Source organism: Marinobacterium aestuariivivens (assembly GCF_042661465.1).
In the GTDB taxonomy this organism is placed as follows: domain Bacteria; phylum Pseudomonadota; class Gammaproteobacteria; order Pseudomonadales; family Balneatricaceae; genus Marinobacterium_A; species Marinobacterium_A aestuariivivens.
The window spans coordinates 3884361-3898746 of record NZ_JBHSWE010000001.1 but is presented as its reverse complement, the minus strand read 5'-3'; the positions used below and the strand labels follow the sequence as shown (position 1 = coordinate 3898746).

Sequence of the window (14386 nt, the reverse complement as noted above, 5' to 3'; positions counted from 1 at the left end):
ACCCGAACTATGTTGCAACATTTTGATCCCAGTAAAGACTACGGTACCCCGGCCAGTCTGTCCGAGACACTCGTCACCCTCGAAATCGACGGCGTTGAAGTGACCGTGCCGGAAGGCACCTCGGTGATGCGCGCCGCCGCCCTGGCCGATATCAACATCCCCAAGCTCTGCGCCTCCGACAACCTCGAAGCCTTCGGCTCCTGCCGCCTGTGCGCGGTGCAGATCGAAGGGCGCCGCGGTCTGCCGGCCTCCTGCACCACCCCGGCCGAAGCCGGCATGAAGGTCTCGACGCAGAACGCCAAGCTCGCCAAGCTGCGCCGCAACATCATGGAGCTGTACATCTCCGACCACCCGCTGGACTGCCTGACCTGCCCGGCCAACGGCAACTGCGAGCTGCAGGACATGGCCGGTGCCGTGGGCCTGCGCGAGGTGCGCTACGGCTTCGACGGCGAGAACCACCTCGACGCCGAGAAGGATCACTCCAACCCCTACTTCAGCTTCGACCCGAGCAAGTGCATCGTCTGCTCCCGCTGCGTGCGGGCCTGCGAGGAGGTCCAGGGCACCTTCGCGTTGACCATCGACGGCCGCGGTTTCGACTCCAAGGTGTCGCCGGGCCAGGACGAAGCCTTCATGGACTCCGAGTGCGTCTCCTGTGGCGCCTGCGTCCAGGCCTGCCCGACCTCGACGCTGATGGAGAAGAGCGTTATCGAGATGGGTCAGCCGGAGCACAGCGTCGTCACCACCTGTGCCTACTGCGGCGTCGGCTGCTCCTTCAAGGCCGAGATGAAGGGCGACCAGGTCGTACGCATGGTGCCGTACAAAGGCGGTGACGCCAACCACGGTCACTCCTGCGTCAAGGGCCGCTTCGCCTTCGGCTACGCCACCCACCAGGACCGCCTCAAGAGCCCGATGATCCGCAACGCGATCACCGACCCCGGCGCGAGGTCAGCTGGGAGGAAGCGATCGCCTTCGCCGCCAAACGCCTGAAGGAAGTCCAGGGCAAGTACGGCCGCGAAAGCATCGGCGGCATCACCTCGTCGCGCTGCACCAACGAGGAAACCTACCTGGTACAGAAGCTGGTACGCGCGGCCTTCGGCAACAACAACACCGACACCTGCGCCCGCGTCTGCCACTCGCCGACCGGCTACGGCCTGAAGACCACCCTCGGCGAGTCCGCCGGCACCCAGACCTTCGACTCGGTGATGCAGTCCGACGTCATCGTCGTCATCGGCGCCAACCCGACCGACGCCCACCCGGTGTTCGGCTCGCTGATGCGCAAGCGCCTGCGCGAGGGCGCCGAGCTGATCGTCGTCGACCCGCGCCGCATCGACCTGCTGAAGACCCCGCACCTGAAGGACGCCCAGCACCTGCCGCTGCGCCCGGGCACCAACGTCGCCGTCGTCAATGCGCTGGCGCACGTCATCGTCAGCGAAGGGCTGGAAGACAGGGACTTCATCGCCAGCCGCTGCGACGACAAGGCCTACCGGGCCTGGCGCGAATTCATTCTCGACGATCGCCACGCACCGGAAGCGGTCGAAGCGATCACCGGCGTACCGGCCGAGAAGGTCCGCCGCGCCGCCCGCACCTATGCCAAGGCCCCGAACGGTGCCATCTACTACGGCCTCGGCGTCACCGAACACAGCCAGGGCTCGAGCATGGTAATGGGTATCGCCAACCTGGCGATGGCCACCGGCAACATCGGTCGCGAAGGCGTCGGCGTCAACCCGCTGCGCGGCCAGAACAACGTCCAGGGCTCCTGCGACATGGGCTCCTTCCCGCACGAGCTGCCGGGCTACCAGCACGTCGCCGACGACGCCGCCCGCGCCCGCTTCGAGGACGTCTGGGGCGTCAAGCTCGACGACGAGCCGGGCCTGCGCATCCCGAACATGTTCGACTCGGCCATCGCCGGTACCTTCAAGGCGCTGTACGTGCAGGGCGAGGACATCGCCCAGTCCGACCCCAACACCCATCACGTCGAGGCGGCGCTCAAGTCCCTCGACTGCCTGATCGTGCAGGACATCTTCCTCAACGAAACGGCCAAGTTCGCCCACGTGCTGCTGCCGGGTTCGACCTTCCTCGAGAAGAACGGCACCTTCACCAACGCGGAGCGGCGCATCAACCGCGTGCGCAAGGTGATGCCGCCGGTCGCCGGCAAGGAAGACTGGGAGGTGACCCAGGACCTGGCCAACGCCCTCGGCTACCCGATGAACTACGGCCACCCGTCCGAGATCATGGACGAGATCGCGCGCCTGACCCCGACCTTCACCGGCGTCAGCTACGACAAGCTGGAGTCGCTCGGCAGCATCCAGTGGCCGTGCAACGACCAGTACCCGGACGGCATGCCGACGATGCACGTCGAGGACTTCCCGATCGGCCGCGGCCAGTTCGCGATCACCGAGTACGTCGCCACCGAGGAGCGCACCACCAGCCGCTTCCCGCTGCTGCTGACCACCGGCCGCATCCTGTCGCAGTACAATGTCGGCGCCCAGACCCGCCGCACCGACAACCAGGTCTGGCACGACGAGGACGTGCTCGAGGTACACCCGTCCGACGCCGAACTGCGCGGCATCCAGGACGGCGACTGGCTCGGCGTCAGCAGCCGCTCGGGCCAGACGGTGCTGCGCGCGCGCATCAGCGACCGCATGCTGCCGGGGGTGGTCTACACCACCTTCCACCACCCGGGCAGCGGCGCCAACGTCATCACCACCGACAGCTCCGACTGGGCCACCAACTGCCCGGAGTACAAGGTGACCGCGGTGCAGGTGGAAAAGGTCAGTCAGCCGTCGGAATGGCAGCGTCAGTTCCAGTCGTTCGAGAAGCTGCAGCACCAGTTGCTGCGCGGCGAAAAGGCCCTCTGATGAGCGCCGGCCGCACCCGCAGCCACCAAAAGGTGAACATACGCCGGGCGGATGGCTGCGAGCTCGCCGAGGACTGCATCGCCGTCGAGGTGCCGGTGGCGCTGGTCTACAACGGCATCTCCCATGCCGTGATGATGGCCACGCCCGCCGACCTCGAGGACTTCGCTCTCGGTTTCAGTCTGACCGAGGGCATCCTGCGCTCGCCGGACGAGCTATACGACCTGGAGGTCCGCGAGGAGGCCGCCGGCATCGCCGTGCAACTCGAGATCAGCGCCCAGCGCCTGGCCGAGCTGAAGCAGCGCCGGCGCAACCTCGCCGGGCGCACCGGTTGCGGTCTCTGCGGTACCGAGTCGCTGTCGCAGGCGATCCGCCCGGTCGCCGCGGTACAGGCACCGCACATCGGCGACGACGCCATCCAGCGCGCGCTGGCGGAGCTGCAGCGGCACCAGCCGCTGCAGCAGGACACCGGCGCCACCCACGGCGCCGCCTGGTGCGGCTTCGACGGCCGCATCCGGCTTGCCCGGGAGGATGTCGGCCGGCACAACGCCCTCGACAAGCTGATCGGCGCCCTCGTGCGCGACGGCGTGGACCTCAGCCGGGGCTTCGCCCTGGTCTCGAGCCGCGCCAGCTACGAGATGGTGCAGAAGAGCTGCAGTGCCGGCATCGGCTGCCTGGTTGCCGTCTCGGCACCAACCTCGCTCGCGATCGAACAGGCCCGGGAGGCCGGTCTGCTGCTGGTCGGCTTCGCCCGTTCCGGTCGCCACCTTATCTACAACCAACCGGCTTCGACCGCCAAGGCCAAAAAGGCCCGGGCCGCCGGCTGAGGATAATCAACATGAGTCACAATCCACTCGACACCCTGATCCACATGGCGAACCAGATCGCCGCCAACAACAGCCACTACGGCAGCGAGGCCGAAGCCGCCGAGCGCGTGCGCGTCCACCTGAAGAAGTTCTGGGCCCGCAGCATGAAGCAGCAGATCATCGACTATTTGCACGAAGACGGCAGCCAGCTGTCGCCGATCGCCCAAGCGGCCATCGCCAAGCTCGAGGTCAGACCCGGCGCCACAGACGCCGCCTGATAGCGCCCTGCCTAGCAAAGAAACCCTTACGGCACCGTGCCATAAGGGTTTCTCCGGCTCCGCGCCCCTGCAGCCGTTATTACCAGCTTAACACCAGATAGCGCTGCACATTCTGTTCGCGGATGAGCAGTAGCAGGCGGTTGCGGCTGCGCTGCCGGACCGCGCGCTCGAACTCGGCGGCACTGTTGACCGTCTTGCGATCGACCTGCAGAATCAGGGTGCCGGGTTCGATCCCCGCCATCGAGGCAATGGAGCCTTGTTGTACGTCGGTGACGACCACCCCTTCCCCCGGTTTGCCGCCATACTTCTCCGCCAGCTGTGGCGTCAATGTCTGCACCGTCAGCCCGATTTCATCGCTGCTGCGCTGCTGATCGTCCGCCATCGCCAGCTTTTCCCGGTCCAGCCTGCCAATGGTGACACTGAGCAGCTTGCGCTCGCCATCGCGCAACACCGTCAACGATGCCCCGGTACCGGGCGGCGTCAGCGACACCCGGTTGCGGAAGTTGCCGACATCGGTCACCGGCTCTCCCCGGTAGGACAGGACCACATCGCCCTGACGCAACCCCGCCCGCTGCGCCGGTGATCCGTCACTCACCTGCGCGATGACGACCCCGCGCCCCGGCTCGATACCGAACGACTCGGCCAGATCTGCCGTCAGCTGCTGGATGACGACACCGAGGTAGCCGCGGGTGACCTCGCCATCCTCGATCAGCTGACTGGATATCACGCGCGCCAGGTTGCTCGGAATCGCAAAGCCGACACCCATATAGCCGCCGCTGCGGCTAAAGATAGCGGTATTGATGCCGACGACTTTCCCTTCCAGGTTCACTAGAGGGCCGCCGGAGTTTCCCGGGTTGATCGCCGCATCGGTCTGAATGAAGTCTTCGTAATCGTTGATACCGAGACTGGTGCGCCCCTTGGCGCTGACGACACCCACCGTCAGGGTGTGGTTCAGCCCGAACGGGTTGCCGATTGCCACGACCCACTCGCCGACCTCCAGCGTCTGCGAGTCTGCCCAGTCCAGCTCGGGCATGCCGCCGACAGCGATTTCGATGACCGCCAGGTCCGACTGCGGATCCCGTCCAGTCACAACGGCATCGAACTGGCGACCGTCCTGAAAGGTGACCTCTATGTCCTCGGCATTTTCCACCACATGGTTGTTGGTGAGAATATAGGTCCTGTCGGACAGCAGCCCGTCCTTCGAGGCGAAAACGAAACCGGACCCCTGGCCCCTCATGCGACGTTCGCCGCGAGGCACGCCGGGGCCCCGGGGAACGGCGGGAAAGCCTTCGCCGAAAAAGCGTTCGAAGAAGTCGTCGCCAAAGGGCCATTCATCGCCAAAGGGCGACGGCAACACCGGTCCGGTCGGCGCCGCTACCTTGCTTTCGACCTGCACGAAGACTACCGACGGGGAAACCAGTCGGGCCACCGATGCGAACGCCTTGCCGGTTTGCCGCAGGTTTTCGAGCCCTTCGTCGACCGCATGGGCCGGTACCATGAACAGCCATACCAGTAGCGTAATGACGGTAATCAATGATTTTTTCATGATGGTCTCCTTCGTTCGTACGCTGGTCGTGGGTCACCAGGCGAGCGCCAACGCATTTCAACACCCTGTCAGGCGCCCTCGAGCAACCGTGCGCTTGCCCGGTCGAGCGCTTCCCGCTTCCCGGTCAACAGCAGAACATCCCCCGGCCTCAGACGGGTATCCAGCAGACGGCCCGGCACTCGCAAAGCCCCACGTCGTACATCGACCAGGTCGACACCCTGCTCGGCGAGTCCCAGCTCCTGTGGCGTGCGTCCCGCGGCTCGATGTCCCTCCTCGATAACGACGGCCCTTGTCTGTACCGGATAATCCTGGCATCAGCCCCGCTGGCCTGCTCCTGCGAGTCGTGAAAGAAGGTGCGCAGCGGGGCATAATCGTCCGCTCTGACGGCATTGAGTCGCGCCTCGACACGGGACGGCGGGATGCCCAGCAGGACCAGCAGTTGACCGGCAAAGGCCAGACTGGACTCCAGGCCTTCGGGAAAGACCGTGGCCCCGGCTTGTACAAGCGCATCGTCCTCGCGACCGCTTGTGCTGCGCACCAGTATCGGCAGCGCCTCATGCAGATGACGGGCATAACCGAGGATACGGCCGGCCAGCGCGGTATCTTCGATCGTGATGGCCAGTGCACTCGCCTGCTCGACTCCGGCCGCCCGCAGAATGCCCGGTTGCAGGGCGTTGCCGAACAGCACCGGCTCGCCCACCGCCGCGGCCTGACGGACCCGTTCCGCATCGAGGTCCAGTGCAAGCGCCGGGACTCCCTCTTCGGTCAGCAGACGCACCAGGTTCTGCCCAAGGCGGCCATAGCCGCAGACAATGACATGGTTGTCGAAGTCGCTGCTGGCCTCGGCGATCTGCGCTTCGGCGTCTTCGCCGTTCGCAGCCGGCCGACCCGTCGGGACCAGCCTTGTCAGAACGTCGCCATATCGCAGCAACACCGGCGCGAACGCCATACTGAGGACAATTCCCCCAGCAATGGCTGGGCCAGCGGCGGCTCCAGCACGTCCAGCGCCAGGGCGCTGGAAACCAGCAGGAGACCGAACTCCCCTCCCTGCGCCAGCGTGAGGGACGCGCGTTGCGCCACCGGGCCGGAGAGGCCGAACAACCGTACCAGAGGCACCAGTATGACCGCCTTGCCCGGCAACAGAAGCAGCAGAATCAGGCCCAGCGCAAGCGGCGCCCGGAAGAGGACAGACATATCGAGCTGCATGCCGATGGTGGCGAAAAACAGCCCCAGCATCAGGTCACGGAATGGCCGGATATCCGCCTCGATCTGATGACGAAACAGAGTCTCCCCCAGCAGCATGCCGGCCATGAAGGCGCCCAGCGTCGGCGACAGCCCGACCAGCCCGGTCAGAGCGGCCGCGGACACCGCCAACAACAGGGCGACCAGCATGAACAGCTCCAGTGAACGTTTCGACGCGACCCAGTGCAACAGGGACGGCAACAGCCAGCGTCCGATCAGGACCAGGCCGCCGAACACCAGTGCCGCCTTGGCGAGCGCAAGGCTCAATTGCCCGGCCAGGCGGGCCGGGTCCGCCGCCAGAACCGGCAGCACCACCAGCATCGGAACGGTCGCCAGATCCTGAAACAGCAGGATTCCGGTCGCGACCCGTCCATGATGCGTCTGCAGTTCCATCTGCTCGCCCAGCTGTTTGAGCACGATCGCGGTCGATGACATCGCCAGGGCGCCACCGACAATAAAGGCCTCGCCCGGCGAGAGATCCCACCACCAGCCGCCGGCTGCTGCGAACAGCAGGGCCGTCAGCCCGACCTGGGCAAAACCGAGCCCGAGCACCAGCTGCTTCGCGGCCAACAGCCGTGGCAGAGAGAACTCGAGCCCGATGGTGAACATCAACAGTACAACGCCCAGCTCCGCCAGCGGCTGGATGGTCTGGCTGTCCGGAATCCAACCCAGTACCGATGGCCCCACCAGCACCCCGGTGGTGAGGTAACCGAGGATGGGGGAAAGCCGCAGCTGCTGAAACAGGGCAACAGCCACGGTACTCAGGGTCAGGATCAGGATCAGCTGGACAGAGAGCGCAGCGTCCATAGCGGCTACACCGTCGGCAGTCGGTTACAGACAGGCTTTGGTGCCCAAGGCGCCAAAGCCTGTCGGGGAGTCGTCCATCAGGCCGCACTGATCTCGATCCGGCGCGGCTGGAGTTCGGCTCGCTTGGGCAGCTGCAGCGTCAGGACCCCGTCTTTCATACTGGCGTGGATCTGATCGCTTTCCAGTTCCCGGCTCAGCGTAAAGCTGCGGCGGAAACGGGTCGTTTTGACGTCGGCATACAGGGCCTCCATGCCTTCGGGCATTTCGACGACCATCTCGCCCTCGATCGACAGCGTCTCGCCCTCCAGCTGCAGGTTCAGGCGGTCACGGGAGACCCCGGGCAGATCGGCTATCAGGGTGATGCCCTTGTCATCCTCGTAGATATCCACGGCGGGCCGTAAAAACACCTCCTGTTCGCCCTGCGACTGCAACTCGCTTTTCCGGCGGGTTTGAATATCTTTGCTGGTGTCCATGATTCACCTCCTCGATACTCGACTCAGACGACGTTATTGCACTTCGATACGGCGCGGTTTGACCGTCTCGGCCCGCTTGACCTGGATATGCAGCACACCGTCGCGATAGTGCGCGGTCACCTTGTCCGGATCCACATCTTCGGGCAGCGACAGGACGCGCCGGAACTTGCCGTCGAAACGTTCCCGGCGATAGAACTGTACCGATTCCGGATAGCTGAGTGGACGTTCGCCCGTCAGGGTGAGCAGATTCTGCTGCAGCGAAACATCCAACTGCTTCGGATCGATGCCGGGCGCGAAGACATAAACATCGACCTGCTCCGGCGAACCGCCGATATTGATGGCCGGGAAACTGCCGGCAGCCACCGAACGTATGCCGCTGGCGCCGCGCCAGTCCCCAAACAACTGTTCCATCTCACGGCGCATGCGCTCCATCTGGCCGAAGAGGTCACGATCGAAAACACCAAGATTGCCGAACATGTCACACCTCCTGTTGGCTTGATGAAAGTTACCACCGTCTCCGATGTTCCACTTAAGATAAGGCAACCTTCATACCAGATTGTCGCTGACCATTTTTCGGGCCTGGCCGCCCCCGGCACAGGCCAGAGCGGTCAGAACGGCCGCATCAGCCGGTCCGACACCGGCCAGATTGGCCGCATCGGGACGCGGACCAGCGACCCCGACAGCGGCGTGATGAGATCAGGATTTGTTCAGCTTGCGCCGCAGGGTGCGCTCGCCGATACCGAGCAACCTGGCTGCCCGGGAGCGGTTGTAGCCACTGTCCTGGAGGGCGGCATCGATCAGCAGCCATTCGGCATCGGCCAAGCTGGTTCCCCGCGGGATCAGGATGCCGTCGTCGCGCCGGACTCTGTCGACCTTGCGCTCGGACAGCAGCGGCGCCAGCATGCTGGCACTCACTTCGCAGACACCAGGCGTACCGCCAGCCGCGCCATCAGATTGCGGAGCTCACGCACGTTGCCGGGCCAGGGATAGGCCTGCAGCCAGTCGACGGCACCGGCGTTCAGGCGCGGCGGTGCCGCCCTGTCGCCCATGTCGCGCCGACTCCTGGCCAGAAAATGCCTGGCCAGCAGTTCGATATCGCGGGGGCGGTCGCGCAGCGGCGGAAGCCGGACGAGCAGGACGTTGAGACGAAACAGCAGATCCTCGCGAAACAGGCCTGCGTCGACCCGCTCTTCGAGTGGCTGATGGGTCGCGGCGATCACGCGGACATCGACGGGAACCGGCTGTTCGCCACCGATCCGGCTGACCGCTTTTTCCTCCAGCACCCGCAACAGGCTGACCTGTGCCGCCAGTGGCATTTCGCCGATTTCATCGAGCAGCAGGGTGCCCCGGTGAGCCTGTTCGAAGCGCCCGCGATGCTGCCGGCCGGCACCGGTAAAGGCGCCTTTTTCGAATCCGAACAGTTCCGCCTCAAGCATGCTTTCGGGAATGGCGCCGCAGTTGACGGCCACGAAGGGCCCCTGCGAGCGGGACCCTATTCCATGCAGGGCTCGCGCGACCAGCTCCTTGCCGGTGCCGGTCTCCCCTGGATCAGCGCCGGCTCGTCACTGCCGGCAAATAGCGGCAGGTCGCTCAGTGCTTCGGTCATAGCCGGATCCTCGAACATCAGATACGGCTCGAGCGTCCGTGCCAGGCTGTCGCGGTGCCGGCGGCCCGCGAGGTCCGCCTCCAGCTGAGATGCAAGCGCGATCGGGTCGACCGGCTTCTCGAAATAGTTCCGTGCCCCTGGCGCAGCGCCGCCACGGCATTGTCGATACTGCCGTGACCGGTCACCATGTAAAAAGCGCCGTCGGGTCGGCGGCCAAGATAATCCGGCAGCAGCGCAAGACCGTTACCGTCCTTGAGCTGCAGGTCGACGAGCAACGCGTCCGGCAATGCCTCGTCGAGCGAGGCCCGGGCCTCTCGCAGGGAACCGACCCCGGACACTTCGGCCCCGAGTCCCGCCAGCACCCGAATGAATCCCCGGACGATACCCGGGTCATCATCCACCACCAGCAGCGAAAGGCCGCTCAGGTCGGGAAGCTCTTTTTCAGTCTGTTCCACCACGAGGGGGTCTCCTGTTGCCGTAATGGCAATGTCAGCACGATTCTGGCACCACCTTCTTTGCGGCTTTCAGCCGCCACGCGTCCGCCATGGGCGGCCAGGATCCGCTGCACGATGGCCAGCCCCAGGCCGTTGCCGTCAGCCCGGGTGGTGTAAAAGGCATCGAAGATATGCCTCAGCTGATCCGCAGGGATGCCCCGCCCCGAGTCCTCCACCAGGACTTTCAGCACCTCGCCCTGTTGCCGAGCCCTGATCCGGACCTTGCCCTGCAACTGTCCGCTCTCGGCCGCATTGTGCAACAGGTTGACCAGCGCATCGCAAATGGCAGTCCTCTGCACCTCGGGGCGGGAAAGCCCCGATGGAATATCGAGCTCTGTCGCGAGGCCCCTTTCGGCCAGGGCCGGTTCCGCCAGGCGCGCCGCCTCTTCCGCCAGCTCGCGCAGATCCACCGGCTCGAAAGGTTCGTCATGTCGCCTCGTCAGCTTCAGAAAAGCGGTCAGCCGGTCGTTCAGGCTGACAATATCATGGTCAAGCTCCTCGACGATCTCGGCGGTCTGCGCCGGCGACACCAGCAAAGCCTTGACGTTGGCACGCAGTGCGGCCAGCGGATTGCGCAGGCTGTGCACCAGTTGGGCCGCCATCCCGGTCAGGGCGGCTCGCTGGTAAATCTCCTGGAAATGCTCCTCCAGTCTGCGGGTCATGTGCATGGCCCTGAGCGTAATCCCCAGCGCGAGCAGGATGCCCAGCGCTCCGGCAAGACCAAAGCCCATGACCGCATGACGAATCCTGGTCAGGCCGTCGTTGACTCTCGACAGCATCATGATACGGTCGAACGTAAACTCCAGTCGTATCTGGGTGGCCGGTTGCGCGTACAGGTCAAACGGAATGAGAAACAGCGCGCTCGACTCGGCATGCAGGCGCCGCGCCATTGACGAAAAGCTCTCTATCGATCCGGTATCGGCTGGCAGCGGTGATGTCGTCCGGATGAGGATCTTTCCATCGCTACCACTATCCAGACGAACACCGCCATCGGCTCCGCGGATCCTAATATTGCGCAGTGCGGGAATGCGCCTGAAGAGTGTCTCGACCTCCCGTATAAGCCTGGGCTCGCGTTGTCGCACAAAGGCAATGGCATCAACCTGGCGCAGCTCCGAGGCCAGGGGCTCGATCGCCGTCAGAACCTCATCGACCACCAGTTCGGTCTGGACAGCGCGGACCTGATAGTACAGCCAGGTACCGCCTCCCCCAACCGTCAGCAAGTAGAGCGCCAATAGCGTGCCATAGGGCAACAGAACGAGTCGCGTAATTGCGAATTTGGATCGGATCATTGGCCGCCGGAGTCCCGTATCGGATACTCGAAGTCTATGTCCCCGGCCGCCGAAAACCCAATATGGGCAGTCGCTCTCACAGGCAAGCGTGATGTCTTAAAGAATAAAAGGGGAAGGCTCCGTAAAGCCTTCCCCCGCTTGTTGGCGCGGATGTACGCCCCGCTGTCAGACCGTCTTGCGTCCGCCATGACCCAGCATGACAATAAGCGACCACACCGAGTCAGCTGCCACCAGCAGCCCAACGATCACGCTGTTCCAAAGAGCAGTCGTGACGCCGGCATATCCCAGCAGGAAGGGGGAAAGGATGAGCCAGGCCCCCAGTGCGAGCAGTACCCACTCTTCCCAGACCTGCGTCTTCCTGAGTACAGCAACGGCGAACACCAATACCGCAACGCCGACGATCACGGCATTCCACAGGATCATAGTGGATTCTGCACCGGCGATGCCCAGGAGCCAGGGGGACACCAGGAGCCAGGCCCCCAGCACCAGCATCAGCCAGTCACGCCAATGTTCTCTGAACTGCGCAATGTTCATAGTACACCTCCCAACCGGTCGTCCGGTTGCTTATGAGCCATTCAGACAGTCCGTTTGCATTGAACAAAAACATCAATCAGATCAACTTCCTCCACTTATCAGATAATGACAAATTGCCGAAGTTTCATTTAAGGCTAAAACTGTGCGTCTTGGCCGGGGAATCTGCCTGTACGCGTTTGCACCCGCCTTAAATTCGTCTTTACTTATGTAAACGGTACCCAGTTCAGGAGGAAGCAGTCTGGTGCCTCTTCAACGAGGAGGGTCCCCATAATGAGAAAGTACCTGATCCTGCCGCTGGCGCTGATCGCTTTCGGCAGTACCGCCGCCCCGCTGGGACTGCCCGAAGTCCCGATTCCAGCGGACAACCCCCAGAGCGATGCCAAGATCGCCCTGGGCGAAAAGCTCTTTACCGATACCCGTTTCAGCGCCACCGGCGAGGTGAGCTGTTCCACCTGTCATGACCCGAAGAAGGCCTTCACCGACAGTCCGTTGCAGGTCTCGGAGGGCATCGAGGGCCTCACCGGCACCCGCAACGCCCCGACCGTACTCAACGCCGCCTACAACAGGACCCAGTTCTGGGACGGCCGCTCACCGAGCCTCGAGGATCAGGCACGCCATCCGTTCGTCAATCCGGTGGAGATGGGGCTCAGGGACCACCAGCCGATTCTCGATACCATCGCCGGCGATGACGATTACCGGCAGGCTTTCCAGGAAGTCTTCGGCAAGAGCGGCGACCAGGTGTCGATGGACGAGGTGCTGCGGGCCATCGCGGCCTTCGAGCGCACCCGGATCGCCGGCGACAGCCCCTTCGACCGCTTCTGGTTCGGTGGCGACGAGTCGGCGCTGACCGAGGCCCAGAAACGCGGCTTCGACGTCTTCATGAACCAGGGCCGCTGTGTCGCCTGCCATACCATCGAGCAGGACCATGCACTCTTCACCGACCACAAGTTCCACAACATCGGCGTCGGGGTCAACGACCTGGGTGACAAGGTCGCACCGCTGGCCCAGGCCTTTCTCAAGGCCAAGGCCGAAGGTATCGATGTCGACGTCGCCGTGCTGTCGGACGCGGACACTTCACATCTCGGGCGCTTCGCCGTCAGCGACGAGCTCAGCGATCTCGGCGGCTTCAAGACGCCGACGCTGCGCAACGTCGACCTGACCGCCCCTACATGCACGACGGCAGTATCGACAACCTGCGCGATGTGGTCGTGCACTACAACAACGGCGGCGCCGAGACCGAGGACAAGCCGATCACGCCCTTTCTCAGCGGTGCAATGCGCCCCCTCGATCTGACCGACGAACAGATCGACGACCTGGTCAGCTTCATGGAATCCCTGACCTCCCCCGGCATCGAGTCCGGCAACTGAAGGAGGCCCCAATCATGAGTTCCTCGAGACGACACTTTCTGCAACTCGGTTCCACCGCCCTGATTGCCGGCATGCTGCCGATCAGCCTGGTACGGCTCGCCTTCGCCGAGTCCAGCCAGGATTTCACCTTCGCCTATATTTCGGATTCCCATATCCAGCAGATCAAGGGCAACGATTTCGTGCGCAACTGGGACCAGGGCTTGAAGCGCGCCGTTGCCGAGGCCAACCTGCTGGTACCGCGGCCCGACTTCATCGTCTTCGGCGGCGACCTGGCGCAGCTCGGAAACAAGCCGGAACTGGACCACGGCGCCGAAATGCTGGCCGCGCTCCACGGCAAGGTCTACATGGTGATGGGCGAGCACGACTACTACCTGGACCTCGGCGAGTACTGGCGCGAGTTGTTCGGCGACCACTGGTACAGCTTCGACCACAAGGGCGTGCACTTCGTGGTGCTCAACAGCATCCTCACCTACGACGACTGGACCTTCGATCGCTGGGAGTCGGCCGAGCGACGCATGGTCGAGATGGCCGGCCTCGACAACCCCAACGGCTCGCCCTTCATGGTCGGCCAGAAGCAGATCGAATGGCTGAAGCAGGACCTGGCCGGGCTCGACAGTAAGACGCCGGTGGTGGTGTTCTCCCATTCGCCGATCCAGAAGATCTACAAAGGCTGGAACTTCTGGACCGAGGATGCCGACGAGGTACAGCAACTTCTGGCGCGCTTCGACCGTGCCAACGTCATCTACGGTCACGTGCACCAGATCCAGTACAACCAGATCGGCAACATCGCCTTCAGCTCGGTGATGTCCACCGCCTGGCCCTGGCCCTATCCGGACAGCTATTCCCAGGCCGGCAGCCATGTGCCGATCCTGACGGTGCCGATGAACCGCGCCGACCCCTTCGACGAGCGCGACGCCACCGGCTGGCAGTTCATGAACCTGCACTCGGGGCGTGCCGATGTGCGCTTCAACCTTTACAGCAACCAGAACCGCACCGTCGCCTGGGACGACCAAAGCGGTCACCCGGTCGACCGGGACTACCAGAGCACCGATGCCCGCATCCCGTCCCAGACCCACTACTGAGGGATTC

14 protein-coding genes and 2 pseudogenes are annotated in these 14386 nt (G+C 64.1%); 5 read left to right on the top strand and 11 right to left on the bottom strand.

All coding sequences use genetic code 11. The annotated features are described in order from the left end of the window. Positions 1–9 precede the first annotated feature (9 nt). The 3 genes and pseudogenes from fdhF to ACFQDL_RS20380 all read left to right on the top strand — a co-directional run bounded on the left by fdhF (position 10) and on the right by ACFQDL_RS20380 (position 3939). Positions 10–2858 (top strand): annotated as a pseudogene (fdhF, locus tag ACFQDL_RS20390) (formate dehydrogenase subunit alpha). Next, the gene (fdhD, locus tag ACFQDL_RS20385; protein WP_379910615.1) at positions 2858–3682 is read left to right on the top strand and encodes a formate dehydrogenase accessory sulfurtransferase FdhD; all 825 of its coding nucleotides are present in this window, start codon (positions 2858–2860) and stop codon (positions 3680–3682) included. The pseudogene fdhF and the gene fdhD overlap by 1 nt, the downstream one beginning before the upstream one ends. A gap of 11 nt (positions 3683–3693) precedes the next feature. Then, complete coding sequence (locus tag ACFQDL_RS20380) at positions 3694–3939, top strand: formate dehydrogenase subunit delta (protein ID WP_379910614.1); 246 nt, start codon at positions 3694–3696, stop codon at positions 3937–3939. Positions 3940–4018: 79 nt separating this feature from the next. On the opposite strand, the gene ACFQDL_RS20375 is transcribed toward ACFQDL_RS20380, so the two are convergent. The 11 genes and pseudogenes from ACFQDL_RS20375 to ACFQDL_RS20325 all read right to left on the bottom strand — a co-directional run bounded on the left by ACFQDL_RS20375 (position 4019) and on the right by ACFQDL_RS20325 (position 11930). Further along, entirely contained in the window at positions 4019–5485 is a 1467-nt protein-coding gene (locus ACFQDL_RS20375) for a Do family serine endopeptidase (RefSeq protein ID WP_379910613.1), read from the bottom strand. A gap of 68 nt (positions 5486–5553) precedes the next feature. Further along, positions 5554–5721: a TrkA C-terminal domain-containing protein gene (locus tag ACFQDL_RS20370; protein WP_379913215.1), complete on the bottom strand. Its 168-nt coding sequence runs from the start codon at positions 5719–5721 to the stop codon at positions 5554–5556. A 260-nt stretch (positions 5722–5981) separates the two neighbouring features. Further along, positions 5982–6434: pseudogene (locus ACFQDL_RS20365) on the bottom strand (NAD-binding protein); the annotation flags it as partial. Beyond that, entirely contained in the window at positions 6392–7534 is a 1143-nt protein-coding gene (locus tag ACFQDL_RS20360) for a monovalent cation:proton antiporter-2 (CPA2) family protein (RefSeq protein ID WP_379910611.1), read from the bottom strand. The pseudogene ACFQDL_RS20365 and the gene ACFQDL_RS20360, both read right to left, overlap by 43 nt. A 77-nt stretch (positions 7535–7611) precedes the next feature. After that, positions 7612–8007: an Hsp20/alpha crystallin family protein gene (locus tag ACFQDL_RS20355; protein ID WP_379910610.1), complete on the bottom strand. Its 396-nt coding sequence runs from the start codon at positions 8005–8007 to the stop codon at positions 7612–7614. A gap of 33 nt (positions 8008–8040) precedes the next feature. Next, entirely contained in the window at positions 8041–8484 is a 444-nt protein-coding gene (locus ACFQDL_RS20350; protein WP_379910609.1) for an Hsp20/alpha crystallin family protein, read from the bottom strand. Positions 8485–8703: 219 nt separating this feature from the next. After that, positions 8704–8922, bottom strand: a complete 219-nt coding sequence (locus ACFQDL_RS20345; RefSeq protein ID WP_379910608.1) for a helix-turn-helix domain-containing protein — start codon at positions 8920–8922, stop codon at positions 8704–8706. After that, a complete protein-coding gene (locus tag ACFQDL_RS20340; protein WP_379913213.1) occupies positions 8919–9503 on the bottom strand; it encodes a sigma 54-interacting transcriptional regulator in 585 nt (194 codons plus the stop codon). Before ACFQDL_RS20340 ends, ACFQDL_RS20345 begins: the two co-directional genes overlap by 4 nt. Positions 9504–9630: 127 nt before the next feature. After that, complete coding sequence (locus ACFQDL_RS20335) at positions 9631–10071, bottom strand: response regulator (protein WP_379910607.1); 441 nt, start codon at positions 10069–10071, stop codon at positions 9631–9633. Continuing rightward, the gene (locus tag ACFQDL_RS20330) at positions 10035–11396 is read right to left on the bottom strand and encodes a sensor histidine kinase (RefSeq protein ID WP_379910606.1); all 1362 of its coding nucleotides are present in this window, start codon (positions 11394–11396) and stop codon (positions 10035–10037) included. Before ACFQDL_RS20330 ends, ACFQDL_RS20335 begins: the two co-directional genes overlap by 37 nt. A 165-nt stretch (positions 11397–11561) precedes the next feature. Further along, complete coding sequence (locus ACFQDL_RS20325; protein WP_379910605.1) at positions 11562–11930, bottom strand: SPW repeat protein; 369 nt, start codon at positions 11928–11930, stop codon at positions 11562–11564. Positions 11931–12200: 270 nt separating this feature from the next. On the opposite strand from ACFQDL_RS20325, the gene ACFQDL_RS20320 reads away from it, so the two are divergent. Together ACFQDL_RS20320 and ACFQDL_RS20315 are read left to right on the top strand one after the other, a co-directional pair. Then, positions 12201–13223, top strand: a complete 1023-nt coding sequence (locus ACFQDL_RS20320; RefSeq protein WP_379910604.1) for a cytochrome-c peroxidase — start codon at positions 12201–12203, stop codon at positions 13221–13223. A gap of 88 nt (positions 13224–13311) precedes the next feature. Further along, positions 13312–14379 carry a metallophosphoesterase family protein gene (locus ACFQDL_RS20315; protein WP_379910602.1) on the top strand — a complete coding sequence of 356 codons (1068 nt, stop codon included), beginning with the start codon at positions 13312–13314 and terminating at the stop codon, positions 14377–14379. Positions 14380–14386: the final 7 nt, after the last annotated feature.